Origin of the sequence: Actinomadura montaniterrae, from assembly GCF_008923365.1 — a bacterium.
Lineage (GTDB): Bacteria > Actinomycetota > Actinomycetes > Streptosporangiales > Streptosporangiaceae > Spirillospora > Spirillospora montaniterrae.
Window position 1 is genome coordinate 25462 of the sequence record NZ_WBMR01000051.1, and the last position, 24953, is coordinate 50414.

Genomic DNA, 24953 nt, shown 5'->3' on the forward strand with positions numbered 1-24953 from the left:
GATGACCGACCAGACGACCGCCGTGCGCGCGGGGACCCCGCACCGACGCGCGCGCGGCGGGCCCCACCGCGGCGGGACGGGCGGGCGCGTCCCGAGCGGGTTCGCGATGCACGGCCGCTTCCGGCACGCCTACCTCACCCCGGCCGTCCTCTTCGTCGCGGTGCTGATCTACCTGCCGTTCCTGTGGACGGCGTACCTCAGCCTCACCAGCTACGACGGGCTCGGGTCGCCGAAGTTCACCGGCCTCGACAACTACCGGCGGCTGTTCCAGGACGAGGCGCTGCTCACCTCCGTCCGCAACACGCTGCTGTGGGTCGCGGGCACCACGATCCTGCCGGTCGGGCTCGGCCTGCTGGTCGCCGTGCTGTCGTACAACATCAAGGGCGGCGCCTGGTACCGGCTGCCGTTCCTCGTCCCGTACGCCATGTCGGGCGCCGGCCTCGGCCTCATCTGGGGCTTCATCCTGCAGCCCGACGGCATGGCCAACCAGGTGTTGTCGTTCCTCGGCATGCCCGGCGGCCACACCGAGTTCCTCCAGGACGGCCCGCGCAACACCCTCGCGATGATCGTGGTGTGGGCGTGGCAGCAGCTCGGCGTCAACATGCTGCTGTTCGTCGTCGGCCTCCAGTCGATCCCGCGCGCGCCGATCGAGGCCGCCCGGATCGACGGCGCGTCCGGCTGGCAGCTGTTCCGGCACGTCATCTGGCCGCTGATGCGGCCGCTCACCACCGTCGTGTTCGGGCTGGCGCTGGTCGCGAGCCTGAAGACGTTCGACATCGTCTGGGTGATGACGCAGGGCGGCCCCGGCCGCACCTCCGAGACCCTCGCGGTGACCATGTACCGGCAGGTCTTCGTCGCCGACGAGTACGGCTACGGGTCGGCGATCGCGGTGGCGCTCACCACCGTCACCGGCCTCGCCTCCTACGTCTACCTGCGCCACCAGCTCGCCAGGGAGGGCTCCTGATGCGCCGCGCCGTGCTGATCGTCCTCGGCCTGGTGTGGCTGTTCCCGACGTACCTCATCGTCGCGAACGCCGTCCGCCCCGCCGGCGACTACGACCCGTCCGACGCGGTGAAGCCGCCCGGCTCGATCGGCCTGTTCGACAACATCAGCGAGGCGTGGAGCCGCACCGACGTCGGCGCCACGCTCGGCAGCACCGCGATCTACAGCCTGGTCGCGCCCGCGCTCGCCGTGCTGTTCGGGGCGCTCGCCGGATACGCGATCGTGGTGCTGCGGGTCCGGTTCGGGTTCCTCTGGTTCATCGTGATCTTCGCGGGCACGGTCGTGCCGTTCCAGATGCTGCTCGTGCCGCTGTTCGTCGGCTACAGCAAGGTGTCGCTGTACGACAACCAGATGGGCCTCGTGCTGGTCCACACGGCGATCAGCGTCCCGCTCGCCGCGCTGGTGATGCGCAACTTCTTCGGCTCGGTGGCCGTCTCGATCTTCGAGGCGGCGCGGCTGGACGGCGCGTCCACCTTCCGCATCTTCTGGCGCATCTACCTGCCGCTGTCGTCGGCCGCGCTCGCCGCGGTGTTCATCCTCGAGTTCACCTACGTCTGGAACGACCTGCTGTTCGGGCTGACGCTGGCGCAGTCCGACAACGTCCGGCCGGTCTGGGCGGAGCTGTCGGCGCTCACCACCGACGTGTACGCCGGGACGCCCGTCCCGGTCGCGCTCGCCGCCGGGCTCGTGGTCTCGCTCCCCACGGTCGTGCTGTTCCTGGCGACGCAGCGGCTGTTCACCCGCGGGCTGACGCTCGCCCAGTTCTGATCCCCCGGTCACAGTCATTCTGAAAGGACACGGATGACCAGTCGGCTCCTGACGGAGAGCCTCGGTTCCCCGGACTACGACGGAATCCGCGCCGCCCTCCGCCACGACACCTCCGCCGAGGTGCTCGCGGTCCGCGGGCTGTCGGTGCGGGCGGCGGTGGTCCCGCTGTTCAGGCGGGACGCGGCCGGCGCGCTCCGGCAGGCCGTCCGGATCGAGGCGGGCCCCGGGCTGGCGCTGCGGCTCGGCGACGCCGAGGAGCGCACCGACGACGCCGGCCGGGCGACCCTGCTCGTCCCGGCCGTCGACGCCCCGCGCCGCCTCACGCTGGAGGTGCGGGACGGCGCGGGCCTCGTCGGCGCCGCCCCGCTCGACGTCACCCCGCAGCGCAAGTGGAGCGTCTTCGTCGTCCACCACTCGCACCTGGACATCGGCTACACCGACACCCAGGGCACCGTCCTGCGCCACCACCTCGACTACCTCGACGCCGCGCTCCGGCTCTCCCGCGAGACCGACGGGCGGCCCGACGACGCCCGGTTCCGCTGGTCGGTGGAGTCGTCGCTGCCCGCGCTGCGCTGGCTCGCCACCCGCCCGGACGACCAGGTCGCCGAGTTCGTCGACCGGACCCGCAGCGGGAACATCGAGGTCACCGCGTTCCCCATGCAGCTGCACACCGAGGCGTGCTCGACCGACGAGCTGTACCGGCAGCTCCGGTTCGTCAAAGACCTGCGGGACCGGCACGGCATCGACGTCCGCTCGGCGATGCACACCGACATCCCGGGCGCGGTCGTCGGCGTCGTCGACGCGCTCAACGCCGCGGGCGTCCGCTACCTCGCGGCGGCGCACAACTGGGCGGGACGCTCCGTCCCGTACATCACCGGCGGCGACAAGCTCGGCCGCCCGTTCCGCTGGCGCGCGCCGAGCGGCCGCGAGCTGATCGTCTGGTTCACCGACACCCCGCACGGCATGGCGTACATGGAGGGCAACACCGTCGGCCTCGTCGACGGCTACGACCTCGCCGAGGACCTGCTCCCGCGCTACCTGTCCTCCCTCGCCGACCGCCCCTACCCGTACGGGCCGGGCACCTTCGGCTGGTACGCGGCGCCCGGCCAGGTCGGCGCCGACAAGGCCCCCGACGTCCTCGACGCCGTACACCTGCGGGTGCAGGGCGCCCACGCCGACAACGCAGGCCCGTCGATCATGCCCGCCGACATCGCGCTGCGTTGGAACGCGACATGGGAGTACCCGCGGCTGCGCATGGCGACCAACGCCGACTTCTTCGAGCACGTCGAGGAGCACCACCACGACCGGCTCCCGGTCCACGAGGGCGACTGGACCGACTGGTGGGCCGACGGCCTCGGCTCCGGCGCCCGCCCGCTCGGGCACGTCCGCCGCGCCCAGAACGTCCTGCGCACCGCCGAGACGCTGCACGCCCTCGCCGGCGCCGAGGCCGAGGGCCTGGACGAGGCCTACGACAAGGCGGCGCTGTTCGACGAGCACACCTGGGGCGCGGCCAACCCGTGGGAGGACGCCGAGGAGGGCACCGACTCCGGCGGCCTGCAGTGGACCCGCAAGTCCGCGGTCGGCTACCAGTCCTACGACGACGCCCTCGACCTGCTGCAGGCCGGTTCGCGGCGGTTCGGCGCCACGCTCGCACCCGCGCCGGGCGCGCTCGCCTCGTTCGCCGTCCTGAACCCCGGCGGCACCGCCCGCACCGACGTCGTCCGCGCGTTCCTGCCGCGCGACGTGGTCCCCGTCGACGTTCCTGTGACGTTGATCGACGCCCGCACCGGCGACCCGCTGCCGCACCACGAGGAGGAGGTCGACCCCGACGAGTGGCCGACCCGGCCCATCGGCCGCCACCTGGAGGCCGTCGTCCCGGACGTCCCCGGCATGGGACGCGTGCGCCTCGACGTCGTCCGCGGCGAGAACCCGGCGCCCGAACCCGTCGACCTCGGCCGCGACGGCGTGATCGAGAACGAGTACTACCGCGTCACCTACGACCTCGCCGAAGGCCACCTCGCCTCCGTCTTCGACAAGGCCGCCGGCCGCGAGCTGGTCAACGCCGACGCCGCCGCCGGATTCGGGCAGTACGTCTACGACCGGTACGCGACCGCCCCCCACTTCAACCACATGTCCGGGCACATGCTCGTGCACGACCGGACGCTCCTCGGCGACCGCGCCCTCGGCCGGCACGCCGCCGTCGTGAAGTGCGAACGCACCCCGGTGGGGGAACGCCTCGTCGTGGAGCTCACCGGCAAGGGCGCCGACTGGATCCGCACGACCCTCGAACTGCACGCGGGCGTCCCGCGCCTCGACCTGCGCTTCCAGCTCGGCAAGCAGCCCACCGCGACCAAGGAGGCGGTGTTCTTCGCCTTCCCCTTCGCGGCCGGCGGACCGCCCGCCGCCTGGGAGCTGACCGGCGGCGTCGGCGGCACCGGCGTGCCGAGCGTCCCCGGATCGGCCGAGCACATGCGCCCCATCCGGCACTGGGTCGCCTTCGAGGACCCCGACCTCACCGTGGCGTGGGCGACGCTGGAGGCGCCCCTCGTCCAGTTCGGCTCCATCCACATGCCGTACGCGCCGTTCCCGCCGACCATCGACGACGAGCCCGCCACCGTCTACTCCTGGGCGCTGAACAACATCTGGGACACCAACTTCCCGTCCCAGCAGCAGGGCGAGACCACCTTCCGGTACGCCGTCGCGTCCGCCGCCGGCGACGTCCCGGGCCGGCGGCTCGGCGCCCTCGCCGCCGCCGGGCTCACCGACCCGTTCGTCGCGACGCTGACGACCGGGACCGGGCGGGCGGCGCCGGTGGAGGCGTACGCGTCCGTCGACGACCCCGACGTCCAGATCACCTCGATCGGGCGGGACGGCCCCGACCTCGTCGTCCGGCTCCGCTCGCTCGCCGCCGCGCCCGTCGAGACGGCGCTGACCGTCCCCGGGATGCGCGCCGCGACCGTCGACTCCGGCCTCGGCCGCGACGCCGCCGAGGCGCCCGTCCGCGACGGCGCCGCGACCGTCCGCCTGCCCGCCTGCGGGATCGTCGCCGTCACGGTGAAGGGGAACCTCTGAGCATGAAGATCACCGACATCCGGGCCACCACCGTCGCGGTGCCGCTGGAGGCGCCGCTGCTGCACAGCAACGGCGCGCACTGGGGCCGCTTCGTCCGCACGATCGTCGAGGTCGAGGCGGACAACGGCCTGGTCGGGCTGGGCGAGATGGGCGGCGGCGGGCAGTCCGCCGAGGACGCCTTCCGCGCCCTCGCGCCCTACCTGGAGGGGCACGACCCGTTCGAGCTGGAGGCCCTCCGCTTCAAGATCGCCAACCCGACGGCGAGCCTGTACAACAACCGCACCCAGATGCTCGCCGCCATCGAGTTCGCCTGCCTCGACCTGGTCGGCAAGCACCTCGGCGTGCCCGTCCACGACCTGCTCGGCGGGCGCGTCCGCGACAGCGTCCCGTTCGCGTCCTACCTCTTCTACCGCTACCCGGGCGCGGACGGCCGGACGCCGGAGGTCCGCACCCCCGAGCAGCTCGTCGCGCACGCCCGCGACCTGAAGGAACGGCACGGCTTCACCGTCCACAAGCTGAAGGGCGGCGTCTTCCCGCCCGCCTACGAACTCGAGTGCTACAAGGCCCTCGCCGAGGCGTTCCCCGGCGACCGGCTGCGCTACGACCCCAACGCCGTGCTGAGCCTCGACGAGGGCCTCCGGTTCGCGAAGGCCATCGAGCACCTGAACAACGACTACCTCGAAGACCCCGTCTGGGGCCTGGAAGGGCTGCGGCTCGTGCGCGAGAGGACGCCCACGCCGCTCGCCACCAACACGGTCGTCGTCAACTTCGAGCAGCTCGCCACCAACGTGCTGCATCGCAGCGTGGACGTCGTCCTCCTCGACACGACGTTCTGGGGCGGCATCCGCGCGTGCGTCAAGGCGGCCGGGATCTGCGACACCTTCCAGCTCGGGGTGTCGGTCCACTCGTCCGGCGAGCTCGGCATCCAGCTCGCCACCATGCTGCACCTCGGCGCCGTCCTGCCGAACCTCACCTACGCCGCCGACGCGCACTACCACCACCTCGCCGGCGACGTCATCGAGGGCGGCCCGTTCCAGTACGCGGACGGGCGGATCGCGGTGCCGTCTGGGCCCGGCCTCGGCGTCACGCTGGACCGCGACAAGGTCGCCGAATACGCCGAGCTGTACCGCGAGCTCGGCGGCTACCCCTACGACCGCGACCCGGGACGCCCCGGCTGGTACCCGCTCGTCCCGAACGAGCGGTGGGCCGACCCGGAGACGCCCCTGGCCGCGCTCTAACCGCCGCGGCCAGCGCTCCGGCGCCCGCGGACGGCGCACGCGGCGGCCTGGCATAGCCTTTCGGCATGATCCGCCCAGCCGCCCCCGACGACGTCCCCGCGATCCTCCGGCTCATCCGCGAGCTGGCCGAGTACGAGCGCGCCCTGCACGAGGTGAAGGCCACCGAGGAGCAGCTGCACGCGCGGCTCTTCGGCGACGACCCGCGCGCCCACGTGCTCATCGCCGAGCACGAGGGCCGCGTCGCCGGGTTCGCTGTGTGGTTCCTCACGTTCTCCACGTGGAACGGCACGCACGGCATCTATCTGGAGGACCTGTTCGTCGACCCGGGCGTCCGCGGCCACGGCTACGGCAAGGCGCTGCTCACCGAGCTCGCCCGCATCGCCGACGAGCGCGGCTACGAACGCGTCGAGTGGGCCGTCCTCGACTGGAACGAACCCGCCATCGGCTTCTACAAGGCCCTCGGCGCGCGCCCCCAGGACGAATGGACGACCTACCGCCTCACCGGCGAGGCCCTCACCGACCTGGCCCGCTCGTAACGGAACGACCGAGGCCCGGCCCCAAGCGGGACCGGGCCTCGAAGCGGGCCGTGCTCAGGCCTGCTTGGTCTCCCAGAAGATCTTGTCGATCTCGGAGATCTTCCCGAGCAGGTCGTCGGCGACCTTCGGGTCCATGCTGCCCTTGGTGCCGGAGGCGCCGGCGAGCTTGGTCGCCTCGTTGAACAGCTGGTGCAGCTGGGGGTACTTCTCGAAGTGCGGCGGCTTGAAGTAGTCGGTCCACAGCACCCACAGGTGGTGCTTGACCAGCTCGGAGCGCTGCTCCTTGATCAGGATCGCGCGGGCGCGGAACTCGGGGTCCTCGTTGGCCGCGTACTTCTCGCAGATCGCCTTGACCGACTCGGCCTCGATCCTGGCCTGCGCCGGGTCGTAGACGCCACACGGCAGGTCGCAGTGCGCGGAGACCGTGGTCTTCGGGCGCAGAAGCTTGAACACCTGCGATTCCCTTCCCTCGTTGCGGATCATGCTCAGGTCACCGACATTACCCTTGTGCCCCTGGGCCCGTCCGGCCAGGGCGCTCGGTATTTCGGCCTAGGACCCGGACCGCGGCGCGACCCGGAACCCCTTCCAGCGGTGAGATGTACCCGTGGCCGCGCGACTATGCGGTCCAGCGCGCGAAAGCGCCCGTGCACGGAGGCGAGGAGAGCGATGCGGATGCGCCACCCGGTGGCCTGGACGCTCGGCGGGGCGCTGCTGCTGGCGCTGGCCGGGACGCGCGGGCGGCTGCGGACGGTCGCGGTCGAGGGCGACTCGATGCTGCCCGCGCTGGCGCCGGGGGACTGGCTCGTGGTGCTGGCGGGCGCCCGGCCCCGCCCCGGGGACGTCGTCGTCGCGCGGCACCCGGAGCGGGCGGACGTGCTGATCGTGAAGCGGGTGGCGCACCGGTCGGGGAGCGGCTGGTGGCTGGAGTCCGACAACCAGCGCGCCCGCGGCCGCCGCGACAGCTGGGACTTCGGGGCCGTGCCGGACGGCCTCGTCCTCGGCCGCGTCGTGGCCCGGTACTGGCCGTGGCGGCGCGCGTCCGTCCGTCCGGGGGCCGGTCGGGCCGCGGCCGGACGGTAGGAGGCGGTGCGGCCCGCGCTCCGCGGGTGGGGAGCGCGGGCCGGCGCGAGGCGCGGCGGGTCGGGCGGGGGTCAGACGCGGTTGACGCCCTCGGCGCGGGCCTGCGCGGCGACCGCGGCGGTGACGGCGGGCGCGACCCGGTCGTCGAACGGGTTGGGGATGATGTAGTCGGCGGTGAGGTCGTCGCCGACGATGTCCGCCAGCGCGTTCGCGGCGGCCAGCTTCATGCCCTCGGTGATGGAGTGCGCGCGCACGTCCAGCGCGCCCCGGAAGATGCCGGGGAAGGCGAGCACGTTGTTGATCTGGTTGGGGAAGTCGCTGCGGCCGGTGGCGACGACCTTGGCGTGCCGGCGCGCGACGTCCGGGTGCACCTCGGGGGTGGGGTTGGAGAGGGCGAACACGATCGCGCCGTCGGACATGGTCGCGACGCACGACTCGTGGACGGTGCTGCCGGACAGGCCGATGAACACGTCGGCGCCGCGCAGCGCCTCCTCGGTGGAGCCGGTCAGGTGCGACCGGTTGGTGATCGCGGCGATCCGCTGCTTGACGGGGTTGAGCCCGTCGCGGCCCTCGTAGATGAGGCCCTTGCTGTCGGACAGCGCGATGTCGCCGATGCCGGCCTCGATGAGGATCTGCGAGACGGCGATGCCGGACGCGCCGGCGCCGGCCACGACGGCGCGCAGCTCCGACAGCGGCTTGCCGACGTACCGGGCGGCGTTCTTCAGCGCGGCGAGCGCGACGATCGCGGTGCCGTGCTGGTCGTCGTGGAAGACGGGGATGTCGAGGGCCGCGCGGAGCCGGTCCTCGATCTCGAAGCAGCGGGGGGCGCTGATGTCCTCGAGGTTGATGCCGCCGAAGGACGGCGCGAGCCGGATCACGGTGTCGACGATCTCGTCGACGCCGGTGCAGTTCAGCGCGATCGGCACGGAGTCGACGTCGGCGAACTCCTTGAACAGCAGCGACTTGCCCTCCATGACGGGCATGGAGGCGGCCGGGCCGATGTCGCCGAGGCCGAGCACGGCGGTGCCGTCGGTGACGACGGCGACGACCTTGGACGTCCAGGTGTAGTCGTAGGCGAGCTCGGGGTTGTCGGCGATGGCCGTGCACACCCGGGCGACGCCGGGCGTGTAGGCGAGGGACAGATCGTCCTTGTTGCGGACCGGGATGGTCGACCGCATCTCCAGCTTGCCGCCGCGGTGCAGCGGGAAGGCCGGATCGTCGTCCAGTGAGAGCGGTTCGGTGGGAATGGGCTCGGCAGCCACAGCGACCCCTGTCAGTGAAAGTTGGCTTTCGGGCGATGCCGCCGCGGTGGTGTGGTCTGGTGGCCGTCACCTGGTGGACATCTCGCGACGTACGGGGGTCACCCGTTGTCCGATTGTGCCACACGGGGTCCCGCCGGTCCGGGGGGCGGGGCGGTGGCGGCCGTCACTGATCGTCACGGATGGTGGGACGATCATCGCGTAGAGTGCGGGAACCGGAGGTGGCGGCGGGGGTGCCGGGCTGCCTCGTTGTCCGATTGTGTCGCACCCTTTATCCGCATCGGGCCAGGTGTGCGCCAAGATGTGCTCTTGACCTCAGGATCCGTGCGGATCCACTGCGACCTCTGGAGGGGGACCTGTGATCACTGGTTCTCTGCGCCGCCGCGCCGTCGCGGCCGGCGCGCTCGTGCTGACAGGCGCCCTCGCCCTGTCGGCGTGCGGCGACGACAACGGCTCCGGTGGCGGCGCCGCCGCGCCGACCAAGTCCGTCGGGGACATCTTCTCCGGCATCACCCAGGACGCCGCGCTGAACGCCAAGCTCGCCCCGGACGTCAAGTCCGCCGGCAAGATCACCGTCGGGACCGACCCGTCGTACGCGCCGAACGAGTTCTACGACACCGACAACAAGACGCTGATCGGGATGGACCTCGACCTCGGCAAGGCGCTGGGCAAGAAGCTCGGCGTCGAGTTCGCCTTCCAGAAGGCCGGCTTCGACGCGATCATCCCGGGCATCAAGTCCGGCCAGTACCAGCTCGGCATGTCCTCGTTCACCGACAGCAAGGAGCGGGAGAAGACGGTCGACTTCGTCACCTACTTCACCGCCGGCTCCGCGCTGATGGTCAAGAAGGGCAACCCGCAGAACCTCAAGCCCGACGACCTGTCGCTGTGCGGCAAGAAGGTCGCGGTCGAGAAGGGCACCGTCCAGAACGACGAGGTGTCCACCACCGTCGACGCGGCGAAGGGCCTCGGCACCCGCACCAAGAAGTGCAAGGACGCCGGCAAGCCCGGGCCCGTCGGCCAGCCGTACCCGGACCAGAACGGCGCGAACCTGGCGCTGAGCAGCGGCCGCGCGGACGCGGTGCTGGCCGACTCGCCCGTCATCGACTACGCCGCCAAGCAGTCCGGCGGCCAGTTCGAGGTGTCCGGCGCGACGTACGACACCGCGCCGTACGGCATCGCGGTCGGCAAGCAGCTCGGCACCACCAAGGACGCGATCCTCGGCGCGCTGAAGGCGCTGCAGGCCGACGGCACCTACAACAAGATCCTCGACAAGTGGGGCATCACCAGCGGGGCCAACACCTCGCCGCAGATCAACGGCGCCACGAGCTGACCGGATGACTGTCACGGACGAGACGTCGCGCGAGGGCCGGCCCGAGGAGATCCGGGCCGTCCCCGTGCGGCACTGGGGACGCTGGGTCGCCGCGGTGATCATCGCGTACATCGCGGTGTGGGCGGTCTACAGCGTCGTCAACAACCCCAACTTCGGCTGGGACGTCATCGGGCAGAACTTCACCATCACCGCGGTGATGACCGGCATCGGCAAGACGCTGGAGCTGACCGCCATCGCGATGGTGATGGGCGTCGTCGGCGGCGTGCTGCTGGCGATCATGCGGCTGTCCCCGAACCCGCTGATCTCCGGGTCCGCCTGGCTGTACATCTGGGCGTTCCGCGGCACCCCCGTGCTGGTGCAGATCCTGCTGTGGGCGTTCATCAAGGCGCTCGTGCCGCAGCTGTCCATCGGCATCCCGTTCGGCCCGACGTTCGCGCACTTCGACGCGAACTCGCTGATCACCCCGTTCGTCGCGGGCTGCCTCGGGCTGGGGCTGAACGAGGCGGCGTACATGTCGGAGATCGTGCGGGCCGGCATCCTGTCGGTCGACCAGGGCCAGGCGGAGGCGGCGAGCGCGCTCGGCATGAGCCGCGCGAAGACGATGCGGCGGATCGTGCTGCCGCAGGCGATGCGCGTCATCATCCCGCCGACCGGCAACGAGACGATCTCGATGCTGAAGACGTCCTCGCTGGTGTCGGTGATCGCGGTGCCCGAGCTGCTGTACTCCGTGCAGATCATCTACGGCCGGACGTACCAGACGATCCCGCTGCTGCTGCTGGCCAGCATCTGGTACCTGATCATGACGTCGATCCTCACGGTCGGGCAGTTCTACCTGGAGCGCTACTTCGGGCGCGGCACCGCGCAGCGGCAGACGATGCTGGAGCGGCTGTGGAGCAACCTGCGCGCCCGGCGGACCGCCCAGCGGACGGCGGTCGAGGGGAGGGAACGGTGAGCGGAGTCGGGCTGGGCAAGCCGGGCGCGGAGCCCCCGGAGCCCGCGGACGGCGACGGGCCGTCCGGCGCCGCGCCAGGGCGGCCGATGGTCCGGTCCGAGGGCGTGTGCAAGTCCTTCGGCCGGCTGGACGTCCTCAAGGGCATCGACCTGGAGGTCATGCCGGGCGAGGTGATGTGCGTCATCGGGCCGTCCGGGTCCGGCAAGTCGACGTTCCTGCGCTGCATCAACCACCTGGAGAAGATCAACGCCGGGCGGCTGTGGGTGAACGGGCACCTGGTCGGCTACCGGGAGCGCGGCGGCAAGCTGCACGAGCTGCGCGAGAGCGAGGTCGCGGCGCAGCGCCGCGACATCGGCATGGTGTTCCAGCGCTTCAACCTGTTCCCGCACATGACGGCGCTGGAGAACGTCATGGAGGCGCCGGTGCAGGTCCGGCGGATCCCGCGGGCGAAGGCGCGCGAGGCGGCCGTCGCGCTGCTGGAGCGGGTCGGGCTCGCCGACAAGGCGCGCAGCTACCCCTCGCAGCTGTCCGGCGGGCAGCAGCAGCGCGTCGCGATCGCGCGGGCGCTCGCCATGGAGCCGGCGCTGATGCTGTTCGACGAGCCGACCTCGGCGCTCGACCCGGAGCTGGTCGGCGAGGTACTGGAGGTCATGAAGCAGCTCGCGGTGGACGGCATGACGATGATCGTCGTCACCCACGAGATGGGCTTCGCCCGCGAGGTCGGCGACTCGCTCGTCTTCATGGACGGCGGCGTCGTCGTGGAGAAGGGCACGCCCCGCGAGGTGCTCGCGAACCCGCGGCACCAGCGCACGCAGGACTTCCTGTCCAAGGTGCTCTGACCGCCCGCCGTGCGGCCCGTCCCCGGGACCGGGGGCGGGCCGCCGCGCTTTCCGGGCGGGCGGTTAGTGTGCGTTCATGTTCGCTGTCACGGCCACACAGATCGACGCAGACCATCCGCTGAACGGGCTGACGCTGGGGGAGCGGCCCGATCCCGAGGTGCCGGACGGCTGGACGACCGTCACGGTGAAGGCCGCCGCGCTCAACCACCACGACCTGTGGTCGCTGCGCGGCGTCGGGCTCCCCGCCGACCGGCTCCCGATGATCCTCGGCTGCGACGCCGCCGGCGTCGACGAGGACGGCAACGAGGTCATCGTCCACTCGGTCATCGGCGACCCGGACCGGGGCGGCGGCGACGAGACCCTCGACCCGAAGCGGTCCCTGCTGTCCGAGCGGTACCCGGGCACGCTCGCCGAGAAGGTCGCGGTGCCGCGCCGCAACCTCGTCCGCAAGCCGGCGGAGCTGTCGTTCGAGGAGGCCGCGTGCCTGCCGACGGCGTGGCTGACCGCCTACCGGATGCTGTTCGACAAGGCGGGCGTGGAGCCCGGCGCGACCGTGCTGGTGCAGGGCGCGGGCGGCGGCGTCGCGACCGCCGCGATCGCGCTGGCGTCGGCGGCGGGCCTGCGGGTGTTCGCGACGAGCCGCAGCGAGGCCAAGCGCAAGCGCGCCCTGGAGCTCGGCGCGGACGTCGCCGTCGAGTCCGGCGCGCGGCTGCCGGAGCGGGTCGACGCGGTCATCGAGACGGTCGGCGAGGCGACGTGGTCGCACTCGCTGAAGTCGCTGCGGCCCGGCGGCCGGATCGTGGTGTCCGGCGCCACCAGCGGCCAGGTGCCGCCCGCGGAGCTGAACCGGGTGTTCTTCCTGCAGCTCCAGGTCGTCGGCTCCACGATGGGCACCCGCGAGCAGCTCGAACGGCTCGCGCGGTTCCTGGTGAAGACGGGCACCCGCCCGCTGATCGACCGGACGCTGCCGCTCAGCGCGGCCCGCGAGGGCTTCGCCGCGATGGCCGAGGGCGACCTCTTCGGCAAGATCGTCTTCACCCCGTAGCTCACGCCAGAGCAGGACTGACCGGCGCCTTCCGCTCCGCTGGCGCTCCGCTCCAGGCGCCGGTCAGTCGCGGGCGTCGATGTCGCGGTCGAGGATCTCGGTGCGCAGGCGCTCGCGGGTCTCGTCCAGGAGGGCCTGGACGGCGGCGAGGTCGTCGTCGTCGAGGCGGGAGCGCTTCGCGGCCTTGCGGACGTCCTCGACGAACCGGCGCAGCAGCCGCTCCAGCTTCAGGCGGGCGATGTCCTCGCGGGTGCCGGTCGCCGTCTTCCAGGCGTCCTCCCAGTTCTGCCGCCACTCCTCCTTCCACGCCTGCTTCTGCTCGCGCCAGTAGTCCTTCTGCCGCCGCCACTCGTCCTTCTGCCGGTCGGTGGTCTCCTTCCACGCCTCCTTGGACGTGGCCTTCCCCTGGTCGCGCATCGTCCGCGCGGCCTGCGTCAGCTCCTCGCGCAGCGACCGGACGGTCTGCCGGACGTCCTGCTGCACGCCGCGCGCGAACTCCTGCGCGGAGGCGGTGATCTCCTCCTCCAGCTCCGCCAGCTCGTCCATCCGGCGCTCGAGCTCCTCGCGGCCCTTGTCGGTCAGCGAGTACACCTTCTTGCCCTTGACCACCTCGTGGGTGACCAGGCCCTCCGCCTCCAGCCGGGCGAGCCGCGGATAGATCGTCCCGGGGGAGGGCGAGTACACCCCGAGGAACCGGTCCTGCAGGATCCGGATCACCTCGTAGCCGTGCCGCGGGCTCTCCTCCAGCAGCTTCAGCAGGTACAGGCGGAGCCGGCCGTGGCCGAAAACGGGGCTCAACTCACTTCTCCATTCGCGGGGTGCTGATCTCCGGGGCCTCGTCGCCGCGGCCGAGGAGCGTGATCGAGCCGGACACCGAGTTGACCGACAGCCGCCCCGAGCCGTCGCCGATCTTGCCGGAGACGGTGGTGGCGACGGCCCGGTCGGCGCGGCCGAGCTCGGGGAAGGACGTCTCGATCCGGCCGGCCGCCGCGTTCAGCGTGACCCGCGCCCCGGCGGACTCGGGGATCCGCAGCGCGACCTCGCCGGAGACGGTGTTGACCTCGATCCGGCCGTCGCCGACCAGGTCGACGTCGGCGGCGATGCGGCCGCTGACGGTGCGGGCGGTGAGCTGCTCGACCGCGCCGCCGGCGAGCGCCAGGTCGCCGGAGACGGAGGTGAACGACACGGTGCCGTCCAGGCCCTGCGCCTCGATGTCGCCGGACACCGTGTTGGCGTCGACCGCGCCGGTCACCCCGTCGAGGGTGATGCCGCCGGACGCGCACTTGATGGACGTGCGGGCGGTCAGCCCGGTGATGACGGCGTCGGCGGACACCAGGTTGACGGTGACGGGGCAGTCGTGCGGGACGGTCACCGTGATCGCGGCGCGGGCGTTGCGGGTGCGCAGCCAGCTCAGCACGCCCTCCCAGAGCCGCTCGTGGGTGATGGTGAGCATGCCGGCCTCGTGCGCGATCATCAGCGGCGGCCCCTCGACCTCGCTGATCATGACGGACGGGCGCTCGTCGGAGGCGAGCACGGAGACGGTGCCGGCGATCAGCGTCGTGCGCAGCGTGACCACGCCGTCGAAGTCCAGCGTGGTCGGTTCGTCGATCGTCCAGCGCGACATCGCCTCTTGCCCTTCGTCCGAGGGTTCCTTCCGTTGACACGATATGTCGCGTCAACGAAAAGTCAAGATGTATCGCGAATCTCGGCCCGCCGCGCGTCAACGGGGCGTCAGTCGTCGTCGTCCTCGTCGTCGAGGCGGGCGAGCCACGTCGCGAGGCGCTCCACCGGCGTCTCGAACTCGGGGTTCAGGTCGACGAACTCGCGGAGCCGCTCCGCCAGCCACGTCAGGCTGACCTCCTCGCCGCCCCGGCGCTCGGTGAGCTCCTCGATGCCCCGATCAGTGAAGTACATGCGGATCCGTTTCCCTCTAACGCAGCCGCTCCGCGTCCCGCCGGTTCGGCGGCGGGACGCGGAGCGGCACGGCCTGCCCGTCAGCTCACGACAGCGTCAGAACAGCCTGGACAGCAGCGCCTCCTGCTCGGCCTGGTGCAGCTTCGCCGACCCCACCGCGGGCGACGACGACGCCGGGCGCGACACCCGCGACATCTTCAGCCCCTCGATGTGGTGCGGCAGCTTCAGCGCCATGAACGGCCACGCGCCCATGTTCGCCGGCTCGTCCTGCACGAACACCACCTCGACGCCCGCCGGGTACTTCGCCAGCTCCGCCTTGATCTCGTCGACCGGCGGCGGGTACAGCCGCTCGACCCGCACGACCGCGGTGTCGTTGGCGCCCGCGGCGTCGCGCGCCTTCGCCACGTCGTAGTAGATCTTGCCGGTGGTGAGCAGCACCCGCTTCACGCCCGCCGGCTCCACCGCCGGGTTGACCTCCGGGATGACCGGCTGGAACGCGCCGTCGGTGATCTGCTCGACCGGCGACGTCGCCGCCTTCAGCCGCAGCAGCGACTTCGGCGTGAACACCACCAGCGGCTTGCCCCGGCTCGACAGCACCTGCCAGCGCAGCAGGTGGAAGTAGTTCGCCGGCGTCGTCGGGTAGGCGACCGTCATGTTGTCCTGCGCGCACAGCTGCAGGTACCGCTCGATCCGCGCGGACGAGTGGTCGGGCCCCTGGCCCTCGTAGCCGTGCGGCAGCAGCAGCACCAGGCTGGACCGCTGGCCCCACTTCTGCTCGCCGGACGAGATGTACTCGTCCACCACCGACTGGGCGCCGTTGGCGAAGTCGCCGAACTGCGCCTCCCACGCGACCAGCGCGTCCGGGCGGGTCATCGAGTAGCCGTACTCGAAGCCCATCGCCGCGTACTCGCTGAGCAGCGAGTCGTGCACGTAGAACTTCGACACGCCCTGCCCGAACTGCTTGAGCGGGGTGTACTCCTCGCCCGTCCTGCGGTCGACGAGCACCGCGTGCCGCTGCCCGAACGTGCCGCGCCGGGTGTCCTGCCCGACGAGCCGGACCGGGTGGCCGTCCATCAGCAGCGAGCCCATCGCGAGCAGCTCGCCGGTCGCCCAGTCGATCGCGTCGTCCTCGATCATCTGCGCGCGGCGCTGCAGGATCGGCTGCAGCCGCGGGTGCGGGGTGAACCCCTCCGGCAGGCTGACCTGCGTCTCGATGATCCGCTTGACGGTCTCCTGCGGGATCGCCGTGCCGGCCTTGCCGTGGTCGATCGGGATGCGCTCCTCGACGTCCGGCTTGACGACCGAGCCCGGCTCCAGGGGCTTCTTCACGGCCTCGCGGGTCTCGGTGAAGGCCCGCTCCAGCTGCTCCTGGTAGTCGCGGAGCGCCTGCTCGGCCTCCTCGACGGTGATGTCGCCGCGGCCGATCAGCGCCTCGGTGTACAGCTTGCGGACCGAGCGCTTGGCGTCGATCAGGTCGTACATCAGCGGCTGGGTGAACGAGGGGTTCTCGCCCTCGTTGTGGCCCCGGCGCCGGTAGCAGACCATGTCGATGACGACGTCCTTCTTGAACGTCTGCCGGTACTCGAACGCCAGCCGCGCCACCCGCGCGCACGCCTCCGGGTCGTCGCCGTTGACGTGGAAGATCGGCGCCTGGATCATCCGGGCCACGTCGGTGGCGTACACGCTGGACCGCGAGTACTCCGGCGCGGTGGTGAACCCGACCTGGTTGTTGATGATCACGTGCACGGTGCCGCCGGTGCGGTAGCCGCGCAGCTGCGACAGGTTCAGCGTCTCGGCGACCACGCCCTGCCCGGCGAACGCGGCGTCGCCGTGGATCAGGATCGGCAGCACCGTGAACCCGGCCTCGCCGACGTCGAGGAGGTCCTGCTTGGCGCGGACGACGCCCTCCAGCACCGGGTCGACCGTCTCCAGGTGGGACGGGTTCGCGACCAGCTCGGTGTGGATCTTCGAGCCGTCGTCGGCGACGAAGTCGCCGGACGCGCCGAGGTGGTACTTCACGTCGCCGGAGCCCTGCGCGCTGCGCGGGTCGAGGTTGCCCTCGAACTCGCCGAAGATCTGCCCGTAGGACTTGCCGACGATGTTGGCGAGCACGTTCAGCCGGCCGCGGTGCGCCATCCCGATGACGACCTCGTCCAGGCTGGCCTTCGCCGCCGCGGAGATCACCGAGTCCAGCAGCGGGATGACGGACTCGCCGCCCTCCAGCGAGAACCGCTTCTGCCCGACGAACTTGGTCTGCAGGAACGTCTCGAACGCCTCGGCGCTGTTCAGCCGGCGCAGGACGTGCAGCTGCTCCTCGCGGGACGGCTTGTCGTGCGGGACCTCGACGCGCTCCTGGATCCAGGCGCGCTCCTCCGGGTCCTGGATGTGCATGTACTCGATGCCGACCGTCCGGCAGTACGCCATCCGCAGCACGCCGAGGATGTCGCGCAGCTTCATGGTCGGCTTGCCGCCGAACCCGCCGGTCGCGAACTCGCGCTCCAGGTCCCACAGGGTGAGGCCGTGCTTGAGGATGTCGAGGTCGGGGTGGCGGCGCTGCTTGTACTCCAGCGGGTCGGTGTCGGCCATCAGGTGGCCGCGGACCCGGTAGGCGTGGATCAGCTCGTGCACCCGGGCGATCTTGGCGACGTCGTCCTCGTGGCCGGCGGAGATGTCCTTGACCCAGCGCACCGGCTCGTACGGGATGCGCAGCGCCTCGAAGATCTCGTCGTAGAAGCCGTCCTCGCCGAGCAGCAGCTCGTGGATGCGGCGCAGGAAGTCGCCGGACTGGGCGCCCTGGATGATCCGGTGGTCGTAGGTGGAGGTCAGCGTCATCACCTTGCTGATCCCCATCCGGGCGAGGGTGTCGGTGGACGCCCCCGCGAACTCGGCCGGGTACTCCATCGCGCCGACGCCGATGATCGTGCCCTGGCCGGGCATCAGCCGCGGCACCGAGTGCACCGTGCCGATCGTGCCCGGGTTCGTCAGGCTGATCGTGGTGCCCTGGTAGTCCTCGATGGTCAGCTTGTTGCCGCGCGCCTTGCGGACGATCTCCTCGTAGGCGGCCCAGAACTGGCGGAAGTCGAGGGTCTCGGCGGCCTTGATGCTCGGCACGACCAGCTGCCGGGAGCCGTCCGGCTTCTGCAGGTCGATCGCCAGCCCGAAGTTCACGTGCTCCGGCCGGACCAGCACCGGCTTGCCGTCCACCTCGGTGAACGCGGCGTTCATCTCGGGCATCGCCGCGAGCGCCTTGACGATCGCGTACCCGATCAGGTGCGTGAAGGAGACCTTCCCGCCCCGGCCGCGCTTGAGGTGGTTGTTGATGACGATGCGGTTGTCGATCAGCAGCTTGGCCGGGACGGCGCGCACGCTCGTCGCGGTCGGCACCGCGAGGCTGGCCTCCATGTTGGTGGCCGTCCGGGCGGCGACGCCGCGCAGCCGGACCTCCTCGGCGCCCGCCGGGACCGGCGGCGGCGCCGGCTTGTCCGCCTTCGGCGCCGGCTTGGCGGTCTTGTCGGCCGGCTTGGCGGGGGCCTTCGGCGGCGACACCGGAGACTGCGGTGTCGGCGGAGCGGCCGCGGTGCCGTTGGCGGCCGCGCCGGCCGCCGTTCCGGTGCTCGTCTGGGGTGCGCCGGGGGACGCGGGGGTCACGGACGCCGGCCGGGTGTCCGGCTGGTAGTCCGCGAAGAAGTTCCACCAGGCTTCGTCAACCGAGTTGGGGTCTTCGAGGTACTTCTGGTACAGCTCGTCGACCAGCCACTCGTTGGCACCGAAATCTGTGATCTTTGGGTCGGCACTAGTTTGCGACGACTCTGTCGACACGGCGGAGATCGCCCTCTTCCGCAGCTCGCAGGTGAGATAAGAGACCTATCAAGGCTACTCGCACTTGACCTCTTCCCATGCCAGCGCGTTGCGATCGCCCTCCATTCCCCCGCGGCCACAGGGATCTTGCCGAAGCCGGGGCCGCGCCTCCGACAAGATCCGCCGCCCCGAAAGGTGACCGATGTCACCCGCCGGCGGCGCGGCTCAGTGGGTGTGCGGGGGGACGGTGGGGCCCTCGCTGGCCTGGACGAGGACGAAGCCCTGGCCCTGGTAGGCGAGCTGCATGGCCTCGCCGCTGCCGCGGCCGATGAGCGCGCCGGCCTTGAAGGTGCGGTTGACGCCGACCTGGAGGCTGGTGCTCCACGCCACCGCGGACTGGCCGTCGGCGAACGTGGGGGCGCGGCCGCAGTCGAGCATGACGGGGGTGCCGTGCGTGGTGAGCGCCACGAAACCGGTGCCGGTGAGGGTGGTGTTGAACAGGCCGCCCGCGGCGATGCCCGCGCCCTGCACGCGCTGGATGTCGGACTGCAGGTGCGAGTCGTAGGCGAGGATGTTGGCGCCGTTGACGGTCAGCCCCTCGTTCTCCAGGTAGAACAGGTGGATGTCGGCGGCGTCGTGCGCGACGAACAGCAGGCCCTGGCCGCGGACGCGCATCAGCGGGACGCCCTCGCCGGTGACGGCCTTCTTGATGAACTTGCCGATGCCTCCGGCGCCCTCGTAGTCGAAGTCCATCTGGCCCTGGAAGGCGACCATGGAGCCCTGCCGGGCCAGGACGTCCCCGTTGAGGTGGACGCGGAGCATCTTGGAGTTCTGGAGGGCGAAGTGGCCGGGGAGCTGCTGCCCCTGGTCCATGTTTCCGAAGAACTGGCTGCGCATTGTCGGAGGTACTGCCTCTCACATCGAGATCGTTTCGGAGATCCGCCAGCATAACGACGGGATGTGACCGGTACGACGTGAAGTGAGCGGCGTTCGGTTCCCGGTGCGGGCGTCCGGTTCCCGGTGTCAGCCTCCGGTCCGGGAGCCGCGGCCGTGCGGGGCCGTCCAGTCGATCAGCGGGCCCTTCGGGACGATGCCGGACGGGTTGATGTCGCCGTGCGTCCCGTAGTAGTGCCGCTTGATGTGGTCGAGGTTCGTCGTCTCGCCGAACGCGGGCACGGAGTAGAGGTCGCGGGCGTACCCCCACAGGTTCGGGTAGTCGACGAGGCGGCGCAGGTTGCACTTGAAATGCGAGTAGTAGACGGCGTCGAAGCGGGCGAGCGTCGGGTAGAGGCGGACGTCGGCCTCGGTGATGCGGTCGCCGAGCAGGTAGCGGCTGCCGGCGAGCCGTTCCTCCAGCCGGTCGAAGGTGGCGAAGAGGGCGTCGAACGCGTCCTCGTAGGCGTCCTGGGCCTTGGCGAAACCGGCCTTGTAGACGCCGTTGTTGACGGTGTCGTAGACGAGGTCGTTCAGCTCGTCGATCTCCGGGCGCAGCGGCTCCGGGTAGAGGTCGGGCGCGCCGGGGCGGTGGAGCGCGGTGAACTCCGTCTCCAGCATCGTGGTGATGTTGGGGAAGTCGTTGGTGACCAGGCGTTCCGTCACGGTGTCCCAGATGCACGGGACGGTGTAGCGGCCCTCGAAGGACGGGTCGCTCGCCAGGTACAGCTCGGACAGGAACACCGCGCCGGTGACCGGGTCGCGGTCGGGGAACCGCCAGCCGCGCTCGTCCCGGATCGGGTCGACGACGGCGACGGGCAGCGCGTCCTCCAGGCCGAGCAGCCGCCGGACGATCAGCGAGCGGTGCGCCCACGGGCAGGCGTAGGAGACGAACAGCCGGTACCGGCCCGGCTCCACGGGGTATCCGCTCGAACCGTCCGCGGTGATCCGCTCCGTGAACCGGTTCGGCTGCCGGACGAAGCGGCCCCGCTCGACTTCCTGTGCGGTCATGTCCGGTTCCTTCCGAAAGTCAACCGTGCGGTGCGACCGTCAGGGGGAGGCGACCGCGACCCTGGAAGGAGGCGGCCGCCGGTCCGCACGCCCTACCGGCCGCCGGCAAGTCGTCCTTCCGGGGGATCCTGGGTCACCGGCCCCGCGCATACGATAACCGTCGGTGGCCCGCGCCAAACGGGCCCGCACGATCGCATGGCGCGCAGCAGGGGCCGGCAGCCGGAGGCGGCCCCGGACGGACGAGATGGCGGGGGACCATGCTCGAGACTTTCAACACCCTGGTGGACGGCCTGCCGCCCGGCCTGGTCTACGGGCTGATCGCCGCGCTGGTGTTCGCGGAGGCGGCGCTGTTCGTCGGGTTCGTGTTCCCCGGCGAGACGGCCGTGGTGGTCGGCGGCGTGCTGGCCAGCCAGGGCACCCTCTCGCTGCCGCTGCTGCTGGTCATCGGGGTCGTCGCGGCGGTCGCCGGCGACTCGGTCGGCTACGAGATCGGCAAGAAGTACGGGCCGCGGCTGCTGGACATCCGCGCGGTGGCCAAGCACCGCGCGAAGGTGGAGGGCGCGCAGGACCTCATCCGGCGGCGCGGCGCGGTGGCGGTGTTCATCGGCCGGTTCACCGCGCTGCTGCGGGCGCTGATGCCCGCGCTGGCGGGCAGTTCCCGGCTGCCGTATCCGAAGTTCCTGCTGTTCAACTTCCTCGGCGGGCTCACCTGGGTCGTGACGTTCACGCTCGGCGGCTACTTCGCGGGCGAGGCGTTCGACCGGGCCGCGCAGTGGGCCGGGCGCGGGCTGGCGATCGGGATCGCGGTGATCGCGGTCGTCGCGATCGTGGTGTGGAGCGTCCGCAAGCACCGCCGGGAGGCCGAGGAGGAGGCCGAGGCGGAGGCGGACGACGGCGGGGCGGAGTCCCGCGTGGAGCAGACCCTCCCGTAGCCGGCGCGGGCCGGGGCCCTCAGAGGCCGCCGGAGGCGGTGGCGTCCATCCGGCCGGTGACCGGCGGCAGGTCCAGGTAGGTGCGGATGCCGGGCTCGGCGGCGCACACGACGGGGATCGAGTTCAGCGCGTGCGCCGCGGCGGCGGAGATCTCGTCGGACACCCACTCGTCGTCGGTGGTGAGGGTGATCGACGGGCGGCCGTGCACCCGCACCGAGTGGCCGGGGTCGCCCCAGTCGGGGATCCGCGCGGCGTCCGCCTTGTGGATCACCTCGACGCTGATCACCGGCCGCCCGCCGGTCAGCCCGCTGAACGTCCAGCGCGCCGCGGCGACGGTGCCGCGCGGGATCCGGCCGGCGGTGATCTCCAGGTCGGTGCCGGCGAGCCGGTAGTCGACGTCCACGTCGATCTCGTCGAGGTCCACGCCGAGCCCGGCGGCGACGAGGTGCAGGCTCTCGGTGTACAGCGACCGCATCGCGGTGCGGGTGGGGCGCAGCGAGCGCAGGAACGCCTCCTCGTCGCGGCCGAACCCGACCATGTGGTGCACCATCCCCCAGGACGGGTGCCGGGCGAAGTCGGAGCACTCGCGGGAGTAGACGTGGGTGATCCGGCGCGACAGCCGGGACAGCGCCAGCGGCATCACGTCCGCCATGAACCCGGTGTTGAAGCCGGTGCCGTGTACCGACGACCCGCCCCGCTTGCACGCCTGCTCCAGCTCGTTCACCAGGGACGGGCCGTGCGCCTGGGGGTAGACGAGGCCGTTCATGGAGATCACGTTCTTGCCGGAGGCCAGCAGCGCGCAGACGGTGTCGAGGTCGGCGAGCGGGTCGCCGGCGCGGCCGGGCGCGTAGACGACGCAGTCGGCGTCCAGGTCGAGGATCGCGCCGAGGTCGCGGGTGGCGGTGACGCCGGTGGCGGCGCGTCCGCTGAGCAGGCCCGCGTCGGCGCCGTCCTTGGCCGGGGTGTGCACCCACACGCCGGCGAGCTCCAGGCCCGGGCGGTCGAGGACGCCGCGGATCACGGCGCGGCCGAGCGCGCCGGTCGCCCACTGCACGACGCGGTACGGGCGGGGGGCGCTGGACGCGTCGGCAGGGCTCATCGAGACGGGACCTCCGATGTCGGGGCGGCACCTGTGCGGACCGGGCCGGGTTGCGCGGGTGGGTGAGGACATGCGGGTGGGTGAGGACACTACGCCGTACGCCCCAGGAAATGCGGCATTTGCCGCAAGTTTCACTGAAGTCCCACGGAGCACGGTGCTTGCCCGCGCGGACCGCCGGGGAGGGATCGGAGGGGGCCGCGGCCGAGCGGGATTCGGTTTAGTGGTACCACTGGGTAACCCCCGGATGATTACCTGGGGGCGTAGTCGGTGCGATGTGAGGAGACAGAGATGTCGGAACTGCGCTACGACGGCCGTGTCGCGGTCGTGACCGGGGCGGGCCACGGCCTCGGCCGCCAGCACGCGCTGGAGCTCGCCGCGCGCGGTGCGAAGGTCGTCGTCAACGACCTCGGCGGCGACCGCTCCGGTGTCGGCGCCTCCGCCGGCCCCGCCCAGGAGGTCGTGGACGAGATCAAGAAGAACGGCGGCGAGGCCGTCGCCAACCCCGACAACGTCGCGACCCCCGAGGGCGCCAAGGCGATCGTGCAGACCGCGCTCGACGCGTTCGGCAAGGTCGACATCGTCGTCAACAACGCGGGCATCCTGCGCGACAAGTCGTTCAAGAACATGACCGTCGAGGAGTTCGACGCGGTCATCGCCGTGCACCTGCGCGGCTCGTTCCTGGTCTCCAGCGCCGCCTGGCCGCATCTGCGCGACAACGCCTACGGCCGCATCGTCAACACCTCGTCGCCCGCCGGCCTGTTCGGCAACTTCGGCCAGGCCAACTACGCCACCGCGAAGATGGGCCTCGTCGGGTTCACCAAGACCCTCGCGCAGGAGGGCGCCAAGTACAACATCAAGGCCAACGCCATCGCGCCGGTCGCGTGGACCCGGATGACCGAGGACCTGCTGCCCGCCGACTTCGCCGACAAGCTCGGCGTCGACCAGGTCACCCCGCTCGTCGCCTTCCTCGTGCACGAGTCCAACGAGGACTCCGGCGAGGTCTACACCGTCGGCGGCGGCCGGATCGCGAAGATCTTCGTGGCGGAGGGCCCCGGCTACGGGCAGAAGGAGACCCTCTCCGTCGAGGCCGTCCGGGACAACTGGGCCGCGATCAACGCGAACGAGCCGCTCGCGGTGTTCAAGAACCCGATGGAGCAGATGGGCCCGCTCATCCAGCAGCTGACCTCCTGAGCCGTTGGACGGGATCAGGCTCGACCGGCGGGACGGGGTGCTCACCATCGCCCTGTCCCGCCCGGAGCGGCTGAACGCCGTCGACGGCGCGCTGACCGAGCGGATGCTGGACGTCCTCAACGAGCTGCCGCGCGACCCGTCCACCCGGGTCGTGGTGCTCACCGGGGACGGCCGCGGCTTCTGCTCCGGCATGGACATCCAGGGCGATCCGGGCCAGGAGACCAAGGAGGGCCGCGCCCAGCGGCTGTACCGCGGCATCGCCCGCGGCGGCGAGGTCACCGCGCGGCTGCGGGAGATCCCGCAGCCGGTGATCGCGGCGCTGCACGGCCCGGTCGCGGGGATGGGCGTCTCCTGGGCGCTGGCCTGCGACCTGCGGGTCGCCGACCCGACCACCCGGTTCGTCGTCCCGTTCGTGAACCTCGGCCTGTCGGCGGGGGACTGCGGGCTGTCCTGGCTGCTGCCGCGCCTCGTCGGCCCGGCGAAGGCCGCGGAGATCTGCTACCGGGCGCAGCGCCTCGACGCGGCCCGCGCCGAGGCCCTCGGGCTCGTCAACGAGGTCTGCGCGGAGGGCGGCGACCTCGCCGCCGCGCAGGCGCTCGCCGACGAGCTGCTCGCGACGTCCCCGTACGGGCTGAGCCGCACGAAGGAGCTGCTCAACATGTCCCTGGACGTGCCGGGCCTGCGCCGGCAGATCGCCGCGGAGACCGGCGTCCAGGCCCTCGCGTTCTTCACCGAGGACCTGGCCGAGGGCATGACCGCGACGATGCAGAAACGCCCCCCGCAGTTCAAGAACCGCTAGCCGTGCAGCCCAGGGGGGGCGACCCCCTGGAACCCCCGTTACGACGGACGACGCGTTTCCCGCTCCGCTGGCGCTCCGCGCGAAACGCGTCGTCCGTCGTCGGGCAGGCCCGCTGCACTCGCTCCGCGCGCCTGCCCGTGGCCGGGGCCCTGGAT

Annotated in this window: 22 protein-coding genes; 13 read left to right on the top strand and 9 right to left on the bottom strand. The window is 71.6% G+C overall.

Annotated features, from left to right (window positions below):
* Nucleotide 1: 1 nt before the first annotated feature.
* The 5 genes from F9B16_RS19285 to F9B16_RS19305 all read left to right on the top strand — a co-directional run bounded on the left by F9B16_RS19285 (nt 2) and on the right by F9B16_RS19305 (nt 6616).
* The gene (locus F9B16_RS19285) at nt 2-964 is read left to right on the top strand and encodes a carbohydrate ABC transporter permease (protein WP_225991766.1); all 963 of its coding nucleotides are present in this window, start codon (nt 2-4) and stop codon (nt 962-964) included.
* Nucleotides 964-1770, top strand: a complete 807-nt coding sequence (locus F9B16_RS19290) for a carbohydrate ABC transporter permease (protein WP_151541479.1) — start codon at nt 964-966, stop codon at nt 1768-1770. The genes F9B16_RS19285 and F9B16_RS19290 overlap by 1 nt, the downstream gene beginning before the upstream one ends.
* A gap of 33 nt (nt 1771-1803) precedes the next feature.
* Nucleotides 1804-4842: a glycoside hydrolase family 38 N-terminal domain-containing protein gene (locus tag F9B16_RS19295; protein WP_151541480.1), complete on the top strand. Its 3039-nt coding sequence runs from the start codon at nt 1804-1806 to the stop codon at nt 4840-4842.
* 2 nt (nt 4843-4844) lie between these two features.
* Complete coding sequence (locus F9B16_RS19300; protein WP_151541481.1) at nt 4845-6080, top strand: enolase C-terminal domain-like protein; 1236 nt, start codon at nt 4845-4847, stop codon at nt 6078-6080.
* A 65-nt stretch (nt 6081-6145) separates the two neighbouring features.
* Nucleotides 6146-6616, top strand: coding sequence for a GNAT family N-acetyltransferase (locus F9B16_RS19305; protein ID WP_151541482.1), 471 nt, complete (start codon nt 6146-6148; stop codon nt 6614-6616).
* Nucleotides 6617-6670: 54 nt separating this feature from the next.
* Here the strand turns inward: F9B16_RS19305 and sodN are convergent, their stop codons facing one another.
* Nucleotides 6671-7069 (bottom strand): superoxide dismutase, Ni, encoded by a 399-nt coding sequence (gene sodN / locus F9B16_RS19310; protein WP_264159737.1) that lies wholly within the window; start codon nt 7067-7069, stop codon nt 6671-6673.
* Nucleotides 7070-7282: 213 nt separating this feature from the next.
* On the opposite strand from sodN, the gene sodX reads away from it, so the two are divergent.
* Nucleotides 7283-7696, top strand: a complete 414-nt coding sequence (gene sodX / locus F9B16_RS19315; RefSeq protein ID WP_225991767.1) for a nickel-type superoxide dismutase maturation protease — start codon at nt 7283-7285, stop codon at nt 7694-7696.
* Nucleotides 7697-7767: 71 nt separating this feature from the next.
* Here sodX and F9B16_RS19320 read toward each other — a convergent pair whose 3' ends face one another.
* Nucleotides 7768-8958: an NAD(P)-dependent malic enzyme gene (locus F9B16_RS19320; protein ID WP_151541484.1), complete on the bottom strand. Its 1191-nt coding sequence runs from the start codon at nt 8956-8958 to the stop codon at nt 7768-7770.
* Between the two features lie 355 nt (nt 8959-9313).
* Between F9B16_RS19320 and F9B16_RS19325 the strand changes: the two genes are divergently transcribed.
* From F9B16_RS19325 to F9B16_RS19340, 4 genes are all read left to right on the top strand, one after another.
* Complete coding sequence (locus tag F9B16_RS19325) at nt 9314-10285, top strand: ABC transporter substrate-binding protein (RefSeq protein ID WP_151541485.1); 972 nt, start codon at nt 9314-9316, stop codon at nt 10283-10285.
* 4 nt (nt 10286-10289) lie between these two features.
* Nucleotides 10290-11237 (top strand): amino acid ABC transporter permease, encoded by a 948-nt coding sequence (locus tag F9B16_RS19330; protein ID WP_151541486.1) that lies wholly within the window; start codon nt 10290-10292, stop codon nt 11235-11237.
* Nucleotides 11238-11323: 86 nt separating this feature from the next.
* Complete coding sequence (locus F9B16_RS19335; protein WP_151541505.1) at nt 11324-12076, top strand: amino acid ABC transporter ATP-binding protein; 753 nt, start codon at nt 11324-11326, stop codon at nt 12074-12076.
* A gap of 76 nt (nt 12077-12152) precedes the next feature.
* Nucleotides 12153-13121: a zinc-binding dehydrogenase gene (locus F9B16_RS19340; protein WP_151541487.1), complete on the top strand. Its 969-nt coding sequence runs from the start codon at nt 12153-12155 to the stop codon at nt 13119-13121.
* 63 nt (nt 13122-13184) lie between these two features.
* Here the strand turns inward: F9B16_RS19340 and F9B16_RS19345 are convergent, their stop codons facing one another.
* The 6 genes from F9B16_RS19345 to F9B16_RS19370 all read right to left on the bottom strand — a co-directional run bounded on the left by F9B16_RS19345 (nt 13185) and on the right by F9B16_RS19370 (nt 20777).
* Complete coding sequence (locus F9B16_RS19345) at nt 13185-13919, bottom strand: PadR family transcriptional regulator (RefSeq protein WP_151541488.1); 735 nt, start codon at nt 13917-13919, stop codon at nt 13185-13187.
* A gap of 1 nt (nt 13920) precedes the next feature.
* Nucleotides 13921-14745 (bottom strand): DUF4097 family beta strand repeat-containing protein, encoded by an 825-nt coding sequence (locus tag F9B16_RS19350; protein ID WP_151541489.1) that lies wholly within the window; start codon nt 14743-14745, stop codon nt 13921-13923.
* Between the two features lie 107 nt (nt 14746-14852).
* Entirely contained in the window at nt 14853-15035 is a 183-nt protein-coding gene (locus tag F9B16_RS19355) for a DUF6104 family protein (RefSeq protein ID WP_151541490.1), read from the bottom strand.
* A gap of 96 nt (nt 15036-15131) precedes the next feature.
* On the bottom strand, nt 15132-18854 hold the full coding sequence (locus F9B16_RS19360; RefSeq protein ID WP_151541491.1) for a multifunctional oxoglutarate decarboxylase/oxoglutarate dehydrogenase thiamine pyrophosphate-binding subunit/dihydrolipoyllysine-residue succinyltransferase subunit: 3723 nt from the start codon (nt 18852-18854) through the stop codon (nt 15132-15134).
* A gap of 204 nt (nt 18855-19058) precedes the next feature.
* Complete coding sequence (locus tag F9B16_RS19365) at nt 19059-19730, bottom strand: AIM24 family protein (RefSeq protein WP_151541492.1); 672 nt, start codon at nt 19728-19730, stop codon at nt 19059-19061.
* Between the two features lie 126 nt (nt 19731-19856).
* Complete coding sequence (locus F9B16_RS19370) at nt 19857-20777, bottom strand: glutathione S-transferase family protein (RefSeq protein WP_151541493.1); 921 nt, start codon at nt 20775-20777, stop codon at nt 19857-19859.
* Between the two features lie 257 nt (nt 20778-21034).
* Here F9B16_RS19370 and F9B16_RS19375 point away from each other — a divergent pair, with 257 nt between their 5' ends.
* Complete coding sequence (locus F9B16_RS19375) at nt 21035-21709, top strand: DedA family protein (protein ID WP_151541494.1); 675 nt, start codon at nt 21035-21037, stop codon at nt 21707-21709.
* A 19-nt stretch (nt 21710-21728) separates the two neighbouring features.
* Here the strand turns inward: F9B16_RS19375 and F9B16_RS19380 are convergent, their stop codons facing one another.
* Nucleotides 21729-22808, bottom strand: a complete 1080-nt coding sequence (locus F9B16_RS19380) for an NAD(P)H-dependent amine dehydrogenase family protein (protein ID WP_151541495.1) — start codon at nt 22806-22808, stop codon at nt 21729-21731.
* 288 nt (nt 22809-23096) lie between these two features.
* On the opposite strand from F9B16_RS19380, the gene F9B16_RS19385 reads away from it, so the two are divergent.
* Together F9B16_RS19385 and F9B16_RS19390 are read left to right on the top strand one after the other, a co-directional pair.
* Nucleotides 23097-23999, top strand: coding sequence for an SDR family oxidoreductase (locus F9B16_RS19385; protein ID WP_151541496.1), 903 nt, complete (start codon nt 23097-23099; stop codon nt 23997-23999).
* Nucleotides 24000-24003: 4 nt separating this feature from the next.
* Nucleotides 24004-24798 carry an enoyl-CoA hydratase/isomerase family protein gene (locus F9B16_RS19390; protein WP_151541497.1) on the top strand — a complete coding sequence of 265 codons (795 nt, stop codon included), beginning with the start codon at nt 24004-24006 and terminating at the stop codon, nt 24796-24798.
* Nucleotides 24799-24953 lie beyond the last annotated feature (155 nt).

Excerpts from the sequence above, each read along its gene's own strand:
- F9B16_RS19285 (WP_225991766.1), top strand. The coding sequence starts at position 2 with ATGACCGACCAGACGACCGCCGTGCGCGCGGGGACCCCGCACCGACGC.
- F9B16_RS19290 (WP_151541479.1), top strand. The coding sequence starts at position 964 with ATGCGCCGCGCCGTGCTGATCGTCCTCGGCCTGGTGTGGCTGTTCCCG.
- F9B16_RS19295 (WP_151541480.1), top strand. The coding sequence starts at position 1,804 with ATGACCAGTCGGCTCCTGACGGAGAGCCTCGGTTCCCCGGACTACGAC.
- F9B16_RS19300 (WP_151541481.1), top strand. The coding sequence starts at position 4,845 with ATGAAGATCACCGACATCCGGGCCACCACCGTCGCGGTGCCGCTGGAG.
- F9B16_RS19305 (WP_151541482.1), top strand. The coding sequence starts at position 6,146 with ATGATCCGCCCAGCCGCCCCCGACGACGTCCCCGCGATCCTCCGGCTC.
- sodX (WP_225991767.1), top strand. The coding sequence starts at position 7,283 with ATGCGGATGCGCCACCCGGTGGCCTGGACGCTCGGCGGGGCGCTGCTG.
- F9B16_RS19330 (WP_151541486.1), top strand. The coding sequence starts at position 10,290 with ATGACTGTCACGGACGAGACGTCGCGCGAGGGCCGGCCCGAGGAGATC.
- F9B16_RS19335 (WP_151541505.1), top strand. The coding sequence starts at position 11,324 with ATGGTCCGGTCCGAGGGCGTGTGCAAGTCCTTCGGCCGGCTGGACGTC.
- F9B16_RS19340 (WP_151541487.1), top strand. The coding sequence starts at position 12,153 with ATGTTCGCTGTCACGGCCACACAGATCGACGCAGACCATCCGCTGAAC.
- F9B16_RS19350 (WP_151541489.1), bottom strand. The coding sequence starts at position 14,745 with ATGTCGCGCTGGACGATCGACGAACCGACCACGCTGGACTTCGACGGC.
- F9B16_RS19355 (WP_151541490.1), bottom strand. The coding sequence starts at position 15,035 with ATGTACTTCACTGATCGGGGCATCGAGGAGCTCACCGAGCGCCGGGGC.
- F9B16_RS19365 (WP_151541492.1), bottom strand. The coding sequence starts at position 19,730 with ATGCGCAGCCAGTTCTTCGGAAACATGGACCAGGGGCAGCAGCTCCCC.
- F9B16_RS19370 (WP_151541493.1), bottom strand. The coding sequence starts at position 20,777 with ATGACCGCACAGGAAGTCGAGCGGGGCCGCTTCGTCCGGCAGCCGAAC.
- F9B16_RS19375 (WP_151541494.1), top strand. The coding sequence starts at position 21,035 with ATGCTCGAGACTTTCAACACCCTGGTGGACGGCCTGCCGCCCGGCCTG.
- F9B16_RS19380 (WP_151541495.1), bottom strand. The coding sequence starts at position 22,808 with ATGAGCCCTGCCGACGCGTCCAGCGCCCCCCGCCCGTACCGCGTCGTG.
- F9B16_RS19385 (WP_151541496.1), top strand. The coding sequence starts at position 23,097 with ATGTCGGAACTGCGCTACGACGGCCGTGTCGCGGTCGTGACCGGGGCG.